This is a genomic window from Arenibacter lacus, assembly GCF_008711145.1.
In the GTDB taxonomy this organism is placed as follows: Bacteria; Bacteroidota; Bacteroidia; order Flavobacteriales; family Flavobacteriaceae; genus Arenibacter; species Arenibacter amylolyticus.
Genome location: NZ_VVIN01000041.1, coordinates 1 through 12,561, shown reverse-complemented (window position 1 = coordinate 12,561; position 12,561 = coordinate 1). Strand labels below are relative to the sequence as shown.

The following is a 12,561-nucleotide window of genomic DNA, read 5'->3' as shown; positions in this document are numbered from 1 at the left end:
GCTTCGACTTCGCTCAGCCACCGGTATTAGGGAGATTGAGCATAACAGCTGGAAGTAAGTGGCGCGAAATGGTTAGAGCAGGAAAAAAGATAGAATAAAAAAACAGTTATGGAGAAGCGACATAAATTTGAAACGGAGGCAATAAGGACCCAAACGGAAAGGAGTCAGTTTTTGGAGCATTCCACGCCCCTTTACCTAACTTCCAGTTTTGTATTTGAGGATGCAGAAGACATGAGGGCTTCTTTTGCAGAGGAAAAAGATCGGGATATATATTCTAGGTATGGAAATCCCAATTCCACCGAATTTATCAATAAAGTTTGTAAAATGGAAGGGGCAGATAGTGGCTTTGCATTTGCCTCTGGGATGTCGGCCGTATTCTCAACCTTCGCGGCCCTATTGAATAGTGGGGACCACATTATTTCATCGAGAAGTATTTTTGGATCTACCCATAGCCTTTTTGATCAGTTTTTTCCCAAATGGAATATAGATCATAGCTATTTCCAAATTGATGAATTAGACAAAATTGAGGAGCTAATAACCCCGAATACAAAAATCCTATATGCCGAAACACCTACTAATCCGGGTGTAGATGTGTTAGATTTGGAAGTGTTGGGGCAAATTGCTAAAAAGCACAACCTAATTTTTATTATCGATAACTGCTTCGCTTCTCCGTATTTACAGCAGCCAATAAAGTTTGGGGCCGACTTGGTAATTCATTCTGGTACCAAATTAATGGATGGCCAGGGTAGGGTCTTGGCCGGTATTACCGTAGGTAGGGCAGATCTAATTGATATCATCTATCGTTTTTCCAGAATAACGGGTCCGGCATTATCCCCCTTTAATGCCTGGGTGCTCTCCAAAAGTTTGGAAACCCTCTCCATAAGAGTAGACAAGCATTGCGAGAATGCCTTAAAGCTTGCCCAGTTTCTGGAAGAACATCCCAAAGTGAATTGGGTGAAGTATCCCTTTTTAAAATCGCACCCCCAATACGAAATTGCCAAAAAGCAAATGAAGGCCGGAGGGTGTGTGGTTGCCTTTGAGGTGGATGGTGGGGTAGAAGCCGGACGTAAGTTTTTTGACGCTATTAAAGTGCTTTCCCTTTCTGCTAATTTAGGGGATGCCAGAAGTATTGTTACTCACCCTGCCTCTACCACCCACAGTAAACTGTCTACGGAAGGTAGATTGGCTACTGGGATTACAGACGGAATGGTGAGGGTTTCGGTTGGTTTGGAGCATATAGATGATATTATTGCCGATATAGCGCAGGCCTTAGAAAGCTAATTGGTTCCCTAAAAATTGGGGAATGCAGTAGGGTGATAACCTAAGTATTTGGTTGTTTGTCGCTCCCATGCAAGGTCTAGGATAGCGGTTAGGTGGTTCCTTATTTTGTGGGAGTTCTGGGAGTGGATAACAAAAAACCATAACTTGCCTAAGACAGAGGTGTTAGCGTATTTGGCAGTTGCAGTCTTAAAAATAGGTGGTTTCCTCAATTTTTAATTTTGTGTATCTTCGCTGCATGCTATCCAAAAAAACTAAATACGGTCTAAAGGCCTTGACCTTTCTAGCGGCTCAGGAGGGGAGACAGCCAGTACAAATATCAGAGATTGCGAAACAAGAGAATATTTCGCGTAAATTTCTGGAGAGTATTCTGCTCACCTTAAGGAAGTCTGGTGTGCTTGGTTCTAAAAAGGGAAAGGGTGGCGGATATTATCTCATTAAAGATCCCAAGGATATTCCTATGACCCTTGTAATGCGGGTATTGGAGGGGCCTATTGCCATGGTGCCTTGTGTTAGCCTTAATTTTTATGAGAAATGTGCCGACTGCCCAGATGAGGCAAGTTGTTCCGTGCATATGCTAATGCTACAGGTGAGGGATAGTGCCCTGGAAGTATATAAGAATAATACCTTGGCCGATCTTGTGCCGTAATAATAAATCCCCTATACGTTAATTTGTTGTGCTTCAATTGATTTAATCCCTTTCTAAAGGTGTCAAATCCACAATTTGCCTAGCTTATTTTTATTAATCCACTAAAACTATAGGGTAATTAGAAATCTTTTTTTGTAATTAGTATGTGCATTTGCAAAATAATTTTACTTTTGCTTACTCTATTAAGTCGATAGGATAATAAGAAGTAATTGAATTTTCACATGATTGTTGATCAACTAGTAACCAATAATAAGTCCGATTCCCCAAGTTATAAGGAAGATAGGAAATCGGAAAACCCAAAGCGAAGCGTTGTGAAATCCATCAGCTGGAGGTTTATAGGGACCTTGGATACGGTATTGATATCATGGGTTGTAACTGGCACGCTTACAGTTGCATTTTCCATTGGGGTAGTAGAATTGTTTACGAAGATGATATTGTACTTTTTTCACGAAAGAATTTGGGATAGGATTCAATGGGGAAAGTAACAGAGTGAAAAAAATAAGGATTAAAAACTAGAGGGTATGGCATTTACAGAGGAGCAACTATACAATTTAAATCAGCAATTTAAAGGAATACCGCCGGCTGAGATTATTTCATGGGCTATACAATATGCAGAAAGGCCTGTGGTAACCACCAATTTTAGACCTTATGAGGTGGCTATTCTCAATGCAATTACGGAGGTAGACGCTAGTATCCCGGTTATCTGGTGCGATACAGGTTATAACACGCCACAAACCTATAAGCATGCGGAGGAATTGATAGAGCGATTGGATTTGAATATTAAATTATATGTTCCTCGGCAAACATCGGCGCATAGAGATGCCGTAATGGGGATTCCGGGTATAGATGATCCTAGGCATGCGCTTTTTACAGAGCAAGTAAAGCTAGAGCCTTTTAAAAGAGCTATGAAAGAGCATAAGGCCGATGTATGGTTTACTAACCTAAGAAAAGGGCAGACCGCGCATAGAGATTCTTTGGATATTCTTAGTCTAAGCAAGGACGGGGTCTTAAAAGTAAGTCCCTTCTATCACTATAGCGATAGTCAGCTAGATACTTATTTGCAATCCAAGAATCTTCCCAATGAGCATAAATACTTCGATCCTACTAAGGTTTTGGAGCATAGGGAATGCGGATTGCATACATAAAAAACAAATTATTAACGATTGATGAATCCTTTGTTTTTAGGGTAAAATATCAAACAAACAATAGTATTTTGAGCACAATAGAATCGGAAATAGACACAGTATTAAGCGTAGAGCACTCTGAGGTGCTAGGCGCTCTTAGAAACAACGACTTGGAAAATGAGGCAATCTACATTTTTAGGGAAGTGGCGGCACAGTTTGAAAGGCCGGTACTTCTTTTCTCCGGGGGGAAAGACTCCATCACGCTAGTAAGATTAGCGCAAAAGGCCTTTTTTCCTGCTAAGATCCCCTTTCCACTTTTGCATATAGATACCGGGCACAATTTTCCCGAAACTATTGCTTTTAGGGATAAGCTGGTAAAGGAACTTGGTGTGGAGTTAATTGTTAGGAATGTTCAAGATTCCATAGATCAAGGAAAAGTGGTGGAAGAGTCTGGTAAGTATGCCAGTAGAAATACCTTGCAGACTACTACCTTATTGGATGCCATCGAGGAATTCAAATTTGATGCCTGTATTGGCGGGGCCAGAAGGGACGAGGAAAAAGCACGAGCCAAAGAACGTGTGTTTTCGGTTCGTGACGATTTTGGCCAATGGGACGAAAAGAACCAACGCCCAGAAGTTTTCGATATGCTGAACGGTCAAATAGAACTGGGCCAGAATGTTAGGGTATTCCCTATTAGTAACTGGACGGAGTTGGATGTGTGGAGCTATATCCAAAAGGAGAACATTGAAATTCCTTCCATCTACTTTGCCCATAAGCGAAAAATATTTCTGCGCGATGGCTTTATCTGGTCTGCCGAAGACGATGTAGTCTTTAGGGCCGAAGATGAGGTGGTAGAAGAAAGGATGGTCCGTTTTAGAACGGTGGGGGATATGAGCTGTACTGCAGCTGTACTCTCGGAGGCCGATACCATCGAAAAAGTGGTGGGCGAAATAAGGGAATCTAAGATTTCTGAAAGAGGAGCCCGTATAGATGATAAGCGTTCCGAGGCAGCCATGGAAAAGCGAAAACAGCAGGGATACTTTTAAAACCTCATTACTCACTACTTATACTCAATACTCACTACTTAATACTCACTACTATATAATGGAAGTACTAAAAATAGCAACAGCAGGAAGCGTAGATGATGGGAAAAGCACCCTCATTGGTCGCTTGTTGTACGATACAAAATCCCTTACCGATGACAAGTTGGAAGCCATCGAAAAAACTAGTAAACAAAAAGGATACGATTATTTGGATTTCTCTTTGGTAACCGATGGTTTGGTTGCGGAAAGGGAGCAGGGAATTACCATAGATGTAGCACATATCTACTTTTCTACCCCTAATAAAAGTTATATCATCGCAGATACCCCTGGGCACGTGGAATATACCAGGAACATGGTTACTGGTGCTTCTACCTCACAGGCAGCCATTATTTTGATCGATGCCAGAAAAGGAGTGATAGAGCAAACCAATAGACACTTCTTTATCAATAACCTACTTAGGATTAAAGATGTGATCGTGGCAGTGAATAAAATGGATTTGGTCGATTTTTCGGAGGCGCGTTACCAAGAGATCAAATCGGATTTTGAAGAACTGATGGGAAAACGTGATTACCAGGATCAGAAGATTACCTTCATTCCAGTTAGCGCCCTAAAAGGGGATAATGTGGTAAATCGTTCCGAAAATATGACTTGGTATAAAGGACAGACCTTGTTAGAGCATTTTGAAGCCTTGGAAAAAGAGGATGTCTACAATGTGGGAACGCCTAGATTTCCTGTGCAATACGTAATTAGACCAAAGACAGAGGAGTTCCACGATTTTAGAGGGTTTGCAGGAAAGGTCTATGGAGGGGAATTGAGCGTAGGCGACGAAGTAGTAGTGCTGCCGTCTATGACCAAATCTAGAATTAAGGAGATTTATTTCTATGACAAGAAATATCAAACGGCCACTAGAAGGTCTTCCGTAACCATCACCTTAGAGGATGAGGTGAATGTAAGTAGAGGGGATATGTTGGTGAAGGTAGGCGATTTGCCTACGGTGAATAAAGAGTTTACCGCTACTATTTCTTGGATGGATTCCCAAAATTTGAACTTGGGTAATAAATATGTGCTTCAACACGGCGTTAACAAGGTATTGGCCAAAGTGGAAAACATCCATCACAAAATAGAACCAGATTATTCTGGCGTGGATGAGAGTGTTAATAGTTTAGCAATGAACGATATTGCTTTGGTAACCTTTAGGTTGAACAAGCCTATTTTTTACGATACGTTTAAGGAGCATCGGACCAATGGTTCCTTTATCCTGATAGACAATCAGACCAATAATACGGCCGGAGTAGGATTTATTGAGTAAAACTCCTTCCTAACTCCCCAACAACCAAGTTGTTGTCGCAATAATCTATTAAGACTATAGGACAACAGTATTAATAAGAGTGAAGTTATTTTTTTTGAATAGATAAATTAAGGATCATGCAAAGTTTTAGGACAGAATTGGAAAATCCGGTAGTTGAAAAGGACATTATAGACTTAGCCGATAAAATCCATGAATTTAATGGAGGTAAGCTAGACGAGGAGAAGTTCCGCAGTCTGCGTTTGGCTAGGGGGATTTATGGACAGCGACAGCCAGGGGTCCAAATGATAAGGATCAAATTACCCTATGGAAAAGTCACGTCCCAGCAGCTTAGGAGGATCTGTGAGGTTTCTGAGGAATATTCCACTGGCCGATTGCATATCACCACCCGTCAGGATATTCAAATTCACTATGTAGATATTAATCGGACCCCGGAATTATGGGCCCAGTTAGAAAGAGATGCCATTACAATCCGTGAAGCCTGTGGTAATACGGTACGTAATATTACCGCGAGTGAGACAGCGGGCATAGATGTAAACGAACCTTTTGATGTTTCTCCTTATGCCCATGCTTTATTCCAATATTTTTTAAGGAACCCTATTAGTCAGGAAATGGGGAGGAAGTTTAAGGTTTCTTTTTCAGCTTCGGATACAGACACCGGGCTCTCCTATATGCACGATCTTGGCTTCATTGCCAAAGTGAAGGATGGGGTAAAAGGATTTAAAGTGATGTTGGGGGGAGGATTGGGCTCCCAGCCTAGACTTGCCGATGAAATGTATTCCTTTTTGCCAGCTAACCAGATTGTTCCTCTAATGGAAGGAGTGGTGCGGGTTTTTGATCGCTATGGAGAACGAAAGAGTAGGGCCAAGGCCAGAATGAAATTCCTTATAAAGGATCTTGGTTTGGATGGGTTTAGGGAATTATTGGAGGAAGAGCAATTGGCAATTCCTTTTCAGACCTATGAAATTGATGCCGATTCCTATCCTGAAGTTACTGTTTCCCAATTGGAACCTCCTACGGTAGTTCTTGAAGACCAGCGCAATTTTGAACTTTGGAAGTCCACCAATTTGGTGCCTCAAAAGCAAGAGGGCTACGTGGCAATCGGGGTAAAGGTATTGTTGGGCGACTTTTATATTGATAAGGCAAGGCAGTTGGCAGATTTGGTAGAGAAGTACGCGGCAGGGGAAATTAGATTAACCCTGCGCCAAAACATCCTGATTCCCTATGTGCGAGAATCCCTAGTTCCCTTTTTCTATCAAGAATTGAAAAAACTTGGTTTTGCAGAGATTGGATACAATACGGCAGTAGATATCACAGCTTGTCCAGGAACAGATACCTGTAACCTTGGAATTGCAAGTAGTACGGGAATAGCCGATAAATTGGAAGAGGTAATAAAGGCAGAATACCCGCATTACGTCAATAACCCAGATGTGGTTATAAAAATAAGTGGATGTATGAACGCTTGTGGACAGCACAATATGGCCAATATCGGTTTCCAAGGGATGTCCGTTAGAACCAAGGATAAATTAGTGGCCCCAGCCCTACAGGTGTTGTTAGGTGGAGGAAACTTAGGCAATGGAAATGGGCGTTATGCAGATAAAGTGATAAAGATTCCAAGTAAACGCGGACCCGAGGCCCTGCGATCCATTTTGGACGATTACGATAAAAACGGGAATGGAAAGCCGTTTGTAGATTACTATGAAGAGAAGGGTCAAATGTATTTTTATGACTACTTAAAGCCCTTATCCGATGTGACAAACTTGGTTCCTTCAGATTTTATTGATTGGGGGAATTCCGAAAAATATGAGAAGGCCATTGGAGTGGGGGAATGTGCAGGAGTGGTTATCGATTTGGTGGCGACCCTTTTATTTGACAGTGAGGAGAAATTGGAAACCTCTAAACTAACCCTGGAAGAAGGAAAGTGGGCAGCTAGTATCTATCATTCCTATTCGTCCATGGTAAATACCGCAAAAGCGCTTTTAACCGCTGAAAAAACCAAAGTAAATACCCATATCGGTATTATCAGGGATTTTGACAAGCTTTTTGTGGAGACAGGGAAGTTTAAACTGGAAGAAGGATTTGAGAAATCTGTTCTTCAATTGAAAGAAAATGCGCCCACAGAGGCTTTTGCTAAATCGTATTTGAAAAAAGCTGAAGATTTTCTGAGCGCAGTAGAAACGTATAGACAATTGGAACTGGCAACAACCTAAGAGCATGAGAAGTAACAATAAAAAATTGGAAGCGGTAAACGCCCCATTCCACCCCAAAACCAAGGTGGTTGGAAAGCTAACGGTAATTGGGGCAGGTCCTGGAGATGTAGAGCTCATTACGCTTAAGGCCGTCAATGTGCTTAAGACCGCCAATGTGGTGCTCTATGACGCCCTAGTGGATACTTCCTTATTGGAATACGCCCCTCATGCCGAACATATTTTTGTGGGTAAGAGAAAGGGATGCTATGCCTACCAACAAGATCAAATTAACGACCTTATTGTAAGTAGGGGCTTAACACACGGCCATGTAGTGCGACTAAAAGGGGGAGATCCCTTTGTTTTTGGAAGAGGTGCCGAAGAAATGGAATACGCGGCAAGTAAAGGTTTAAAGGTTGCTATGGTTCCAGGAATCTCTTCCTCCTTGGCCGTACCGGCTTCCCAACACATTCCAGTGACCAAGAGAGGGGTCTCGGAAAGTTTCTGGGTTATCACCGGAACCACTAAGGATCATAAACTATCTTCCGATGTAGCCCTGGCTGCTAAGTCGAGCGCCACCGTGGTAATTCTAATGGGGATGAGCAAACTTTCGGAAATAGTGGAATTGTTTTCCAAAGAAGGTAAAGGAGAGCTCCCCATCGCCATCATCCAAAATGGAACCTGTAAAAATGAAAAGATAGGGATTGGAACTATAGGCACTATCCAAGAGGTAGTGGCAGAAAAGGAATTGAGCAATCCCGCGATCATTCTTATAGGCGAGGTGGTAAACCATCGTTCTCAGGTGAAGGAGCATATCCAAAATATTATAAGCAATTCCCAACATCAACAGGCCTTTTCGCAAGAAGAGGTGATTATATAACCAGATATAAAAGAAGGAGCATGATTAAAACAGATATTCTAATAATAGGAGCCGGACCAACAGGACTATTCACCGTTTTTGAAGCGGGATTGTTAAAACTAAAAACGCATCTTATAGACGCATTGCCCCAACCAGGAGGACAGTGTTCAGAAATATACCCGAAGAAACCAATTTATGATATCCCTGCATTTCCCGAAATCTTGGCAGGTGATCTGGTTAAAAATCTAATGCAGCAAATTGAGCCTTTTGAGCCAGGGTTTACCCTTGCAGAACGGGCAGAGACCTTGGAGAAATTAGAAGATGGTAGCTTTATTGTTACCACCAATAAAGGGACCAAGCACCATGCACCGGTAGTGGTTATTGCCGGAGGATTGGGATCCTTTGAGCCTAGAAAGCCCTTGATTCCCAATTTGGTGGACTTTGAAGATAAAGGGGTAGCATATATGATTAAGGACCCAGAAGTATATCGGGATAAGAAAGTAGTGATTTCCGGAGGGGGGGATTCTGCCTTGGATTGGGCTATTTTCTTAGCGGATGTTGCTTCGGAAGTTTCCTTGGTGCATAGGCGAAACGAATTTAGGGGGGCATTGGATTCGGTACAAAAAGCCTCCGAGTTGGCCGCAGCAGGCAAAATAAAATTGTTTACGGAAGCTGAGGTGGCCCGCCTATACGGGGACGAGCATTTAGAGGCAGTAGTGATAAAACACAACAAGGAGGGGAAAGGTGAAACCTATGTGGAGACCGATTACTTTATTCCCTTGTTCGGATTATCCCCTAAACTAGGACCAATTGGCAATTGGGGATTAGAGATAGAAAAGAATGCCATTAAGGTGAATAATGCCTATGACTATCAGACCAATATTCCAGGGGTATATGCCATTGGGGATGTAAATACCTACCCTGGTAAACTTAAGTTGATTCTATCTGGATTTCACGAAGCGGCCGTAATGTGCCAAAGTGCCTATCAACTAATTAACCCTGGAAAGCGTTATGTGATGAAATATACTACCGTAGGGGGAGTAACAGGCTTTGACGGAAGTAAGAAGGAAGCCAAAAAAGAAGTGGTGCAGAGTATCATGGCCTAGGGGTAGATCGCCCAAAGCGCAGTCAGGCCTTAAAATGTTCCCTATTCTGAAGGAATGTTTATGGATGGCTGCTATTATAATTATGAATTTGAATTGGCTGAAAAATACCTGTTGGAGTAAAAAAATCCAACAGGTATTTGTGCTTTTGGAGAACGCCCCTCAGGTCAAAAAAATCAGGGCATTCCTTGCTTTTGCAGTTAGTGTTGCGTTACTTTGCACTTTGTTCATTATCAATTTGAATACGTTATCAAGAAAGGCGGAGGGACTAGACCCAATGAAGCCTTAGCAACCCTTTGTCTCTTTCCCAATCTTATAGGAAGTATAAAGAAGGTGCTACGTTCTAATCCGTACGTAAAACAGCAGTATTGTTTTAAAATTCGGAATAGATAACAGAAAGAAAGGCCCTAGCCCCAATAGCTCCCTCACTTGATTACGAAATACTTAAATGCAATGGTTAAACACGGTATAATCCGGGTGTGTAGACCGTTGAAGTAGAATTGATTATTTCTGGTACAACCAGAACTAGTATTTATTTAAAGGTGAAAGCCATTTGGGCTGATTTTATTTATAAAGGAGATGAAGAATATTCAGGAGATATTAAAAGAACGGATTATGGTGTTGGATGGTGCTATGGGTACCATGATACAGCGCCATAAGTTTACGGAGGAGGATTTTAGAGGAGAGCGTTTTAAGGATTGGCCCAGCCCATTGCAGGGGAACAATGACCTTTTATCTCTTACCCAGCCCGATACCATAGCGGATATTCACCGCCAGTATTTTGCGGCCGGGGCCGATATTGTGGAAACCAATACCTTTTCTAGTACCACTATCGGAATGGCAGATTATGGGATGCAAGAGTTGGTGTACGACCTTAATTATGAATCGGCCAAACTGGCAAAGGAGGTAGCTGCCGAGTTTAATGCGAAAGAACCGCATAAGCCAAGATTTGTGGCAGGGAGTATTGGACCTACTACCAAAACCGCAAGTATGTCTCCAGATGTAAATGACCCTGGCTTTAGGGCAATTTCCTTCGATCAGTTGCGAGCGGCCTATAAACAACAGGTGGAAGCCTTGTTAGACGGTGGCTGCGATATTTTATTGGTGGAAACTGTTTTTGATACCTTAAATGCCAAAGCAGCCTTGTTTGCCATAGAAGAAGTTAAGGAAGAACGGAATTTGGACGTCCCCATTATGGTCAGCGGTACCATTACCGATGCTTCTGGACGCACGCTCTCCGGACAAACGGCAGAAGCGTTTTTAATTTCTATAAGTCATATTCCCATGTTATCGGTGGGACTCAATTGTGCCTTGGGAGCCAGTCAGTTGGTGCCACACTTGGAAGTGCTATGCGCCAAATCCGAGCATGCCGTATCTGCCCACCCCAACGCAGGATTGCCTAATGCATTTGGAGAATACGATGAAACCCCAGAACAGATGGCTTCCCAGATAAAAGAATACGCCGAGAAGAAATTAGTGAATATTGTTGGTGGATGTTGTGGAACTACCCCAGAGCATATTAAGGCCATGGTAGACATAGTAAAGGATTACAGTCCTAGGCAAATACAAACGTTGATACCAATAAGTTAATGATACCCACCAAAAAGACTCTTCTTGAGGCTGGGCGGCGCATCGCCCCTTTTGTCCATAGAACACCGGTGTTCACCTCCCGATTGTTAAATGATATTTCCGGGGCGCAGCTGTTTTTTAAATGCGAGAACCTGCAGAAAATGGGAGCCTTTAAAATGAGGGGTGCCATTAATGCCATTCAGCAATTAACGGAGCAGGAGAGGAAAGCAGGGGTAGTGACCCATTCTTCCGGGAATTTCGGTCAGGCACTGGCCTTGGCAGCCAAGAACTTAGGGGTAACTGCCTATATAGTAATGCCAAGTAGTACCCCGGCAGTAAAAATTGAGGCCGTAAAATCCTATGGGGGGAAGGTGGTAATTTCCGAACCCACCTTGGCAGCCAGGGAACGGGAGGCTCAGAAAATAGTAGCTGAAAAAAAAGCGGTATTTATACACCCTTCTAACAACTTGAATGTGTTAGTAGGACAGGGTACCGCAGCCATGGAATTATTGGAAGATTATCCAGATCTAGAGTATATAATAACCCCAGTAGGGGGTGGCGGACTCATTGCTGGGACTGCGCTTGTTGCCCATTATTTTGGTAAGGAGTGTAGGGTAATTGGCGGGGAGCCCTTTGCGGTAGATGATGCCTATCGCTCCCTAAAAAGCGGGAAGATAGAGGTGAATACCACCACCAATACCATTGCAGACGGATTAAAAACGCATTTGGGAGATATTAACTTTCCCATTATTAAAGCCTTGGTTTCAGAGATTATACGGGTGGAGGAGCAAGAGATAAAACAGGCGATGAAATTAATCTGGGAACGGATGAAAATTGTCATAGAACCTTCCAGTGCTGTTCCCTTTGCCGCATTGCTGCGGGAAAAGGAAGAGTTTAAAAATAAACGAATTGGCATTATCCTCTCTGGGGGAAATGTGGATTTATCAAATATATCATTTTAAGATCGGTAAAAACGATCTATAAAAATCATTATAAAAATATACATGGGCTATACTGAGCAGAAAAATGGGGATAGGTATTTAAAGCTCTCTGGATTGGAGCCGTTGGTGGTTACTCCAGAAAGTAATTTTGTGAACGTAGGCGAACGTACCAATGTGGCTGGTTCCAAAAGATTTCTCAGGTTAATTAAGGAAGAGAAATTTGAGGAGGCCTTGGATATTGCCCGAGAACAGGTAGAGGCAGGAGCGCAGATCTTGGACGTAAATATGGACGATGGTCTCTTGGATGGAGTAAAGGCCATGGTGCAGTTTTTAAACTTGATTGTTTCCGAACCTGATATTGCTAGGGTCCCTATTATGATTGATAGTTCTAAATGGGAGATTATAGAAGCTGGACTCCAAGTGGTACAAGGGAAATGTGTGGTGAACTCCATCAGTCTTAAAGAAGGCGAGGAAGAGTTTATTGAACACGCTAAATTAATTAG

Annotated in this window: 12 protein-coding genes and 1 riboswitch; all 12 genes read left to right on the top strand. The window is 42.5% G+C overall.

The annotated features are described in order from the left end of the window. Nucleotides 1-108 precede the first annotated feature (108 nt). Nucleotides 109-1,281, top strand: a complete 1,173-nt coding sequence (locus tag F1E73_RS12060) for a trans-sulfuration enzyme family protein (RefSeq protein ID WP_086475488.1) — start codon at nucleotides 109-111, stop codon at nucleotides 1,279-1,281. A gap of 235 nt (nucleotides 1,282-1,516) precedes the next feature. Next, nucleotides 1,517-1,927: an RrF2 family transcriptional regulator gene (locus F1E73_RS12055; protein ID WP_086475489.1), complete on the top strand. Its 411-nt coding sequence runs from the start codon at nucleotides 1,517-1,519 to the stop codon at nucleotides 1,925-1,927. A gap of 221 nt (nucleotides 1,928-2,148) precedes the next feature. Next, a complete protein-coding gene (locus tag F1E73_RS12050) occupies nucleotides 2,149-2,412 on the top strand; it encodes a DUF2061 domain-containing protein (protein ID WP_086475490.1) in 264 nt (87 codons plus the stop codon). A gap of 36 nt (nucleotides 2,413-2,448) precedes the next feature. Further along, on the top strand, nucleotides 2,449-3,072 hold the full coding sequence (locus F1E73_RS12045; RefSeq protein ID WP_086475491.1) for a phosphoadenosine phosphosulfate reductase domain-containing protein: 624 nt from the start codon (nucleotides 2,449-2,451) through the stop codon (nucleotides 3,070-3,072). A gap of 122 nt (nucleotides 3,073-3,194) precedes the next feature. Next, the gene (gene cysD, locus F1E73_RS12040) at nucleotides 3,195-4,097 is read left to right on the top strand and encodes a sulfate adenylyltransferase subunit CysD (RefSeq protein WP_086475547.1); all 903 of its coding nucleotides are present in this window, start codon (nucleotides 3,195-3,197) and stop codon (nucleotides 4,095-4,097) included. A gap of 58 nt (nucleotides 4,098-4,155) precedes the next feature. Further along, complete coding sequence (locus tag F1E73_RS12035; protein WP_150452034.1) at nucleotides 4,156-5,403, top strand: sulfate adenylyltransferase subunit 1; 1,248 nt, start codon at nucleotides 4,156-4,158, stop codon at nucleotides 5,401-5,403. A 116-nt stretch (nucleotides 5,404-5,519) separates the two neighbouring features. Beyond that, nucleotides 5,520-7,610, top strand: a complete 2,091-nt coding sequence (locus tag F1E73_RS12030) for a HEPN domain-containing protein (protein WP_150452033.1) — start codon at nucleotides 5,520-5,522, stop codon at nucleotides 7,608-7,610. A 4-nt stretch (nucleotides 7,611-7,614) separates the two neighbouring features. Next, a complete protein-coding gene (gene cobA, locus F1E73_RS12025; RefSeq protein WP_086475494.1) occupies nucleotides 7,615-8,466 on the top strand; it encodes a uroporphyrinogen-III C-methyltransferase in 852 nt (283 codons plus the stop codon). Between the two features lie 20 nt (nucleotides 8,467-8,486). After that, nucleotides 8,487-9,551 (top strand): NAD(P)/FAD-dependent oxidoreductase, encoded by a 1,065-nt coding sequence (locus F1E73_RS12020; RefSeq protein ID WP_150452032.1) that lies wholly within the window; start codon nucleotides 8,487-8,489, stop codon nucleotides 9,549-9,551. A gap of 241 nt (nucleotides 9,552-9,792) precedes the next feature. After that, nucleotides 9,793-9,944: riboswitch (SAM riboswitch) on the top strand. 183 nt (nucleotides 9,945-10,127) lie between these two features. Next, nucleotides 10,128-11,138, top strand: a complete 1,011-nt coding sequence (locus F1E73_RS12015) for a homocysteine S-methyltransferase family protein (protein ID WP_150452031.1) — start codon at nucleotides 10,128-10,130, stop codon at nucleotides 11,136-11,138. After that, nucleotides 11,138-12,079, top strand: coding sequence for a threonine ammonia-lyase (locus F1E73_RS12010; protein WP_150452030.1), 942 nt, complete (start codon nucleotides 11,138-11,140; stop codon nucleotides 12,077-12,079). Before F1E73_RS12015 ends, F1E73_RS12010 begins: the two co-directional genes overlap by 1 nt. Nucleotides 12,080-12,121: 42 nt before the next feature. Then, nucleotides 12,122-12,561: dihydropteroate synthase (locus F1E73_RS12005; RefSeq protein WP_191089013.1), on the top strand; the 440-nt coding region annotated here is incomplete at its 3' end.

What these genes read in the sequence shown, in the direction of transcription:
- F1E73_RS12035 (WP_150452034.1), top strand. Translation starts at nt 4,156, where the DNA reads ATGGAAGTACTAAAAATAGCAACAGCAGGAAGCGTAGATGATGGGAAA.
- F1E73_RS12060 (WP_086475488.1), top strand. Translation starts at nt 109, where the DNA reads ATGGAGAAGCGACATAAATTTGAAACGGAGGCAATAAGGACCCAAACG.
- F1E73_RS12015 (WP_150452031.1), top strand. Translation starts at nt 10,128, where the DNA reads ATGAAGAATATTCAGGAGATATTAAAAGAACGGATTATGGTGTTGGAT.
- F1E73_RS12055 (WP_086475489.1), top strand. Translation starts at nt 1,517, where the DNA reads ATGCTATCCAAAAAAACTAAATACGGTCTAAAGGCCTTGACCTTTCTA.
- F1E73_RS12010 (WP_150452030.1), top strand. Translation starts at nt 11,138, where the DNA reads ATGATACCCACCAAAAAGACTCTTCTTGAGGCTGGGCGGCGCATCGCC.
- cobA (WP_086475494.1), top strand. Translation starts at nt 7,615, where the DNA reads ATGAGAAGTAACAATAAAAAATTGGAAGCGGTAAACGCCCCATTCCAC.
- F1E73_RS12020 (WP_150452032.1), top strand. Translation starts at nt 8,487, where the DNA reads ATGATTAAAACAGATATTCTAATAATAGGAGCCGGACCAACAGGACTA.
- F1E73_RS12050 (WP_086475490.1), top strand. Translation starts at nt 2,149, where the DNA reads ATGATTGTTGATCAACTAGTAACCAATAATAAGTCCGATTCCCCAAGT.
- F1E73_RS12030 (WP_150452033.1), top strand. Translation starts at nt 5,520, where the DNA reads ATGCAAAGTTTTAGGACAGAATTGGAAAATCCGGTAGTTGAAAAGGAC.
- F1E73_RS12045 (WP_086475491.1), top strand. Translation starts at nt 2,449, where the DNA reads ATGGCATTTACAGAGGAGCAACTATACAATTTAAATCAGCAATTTAAA.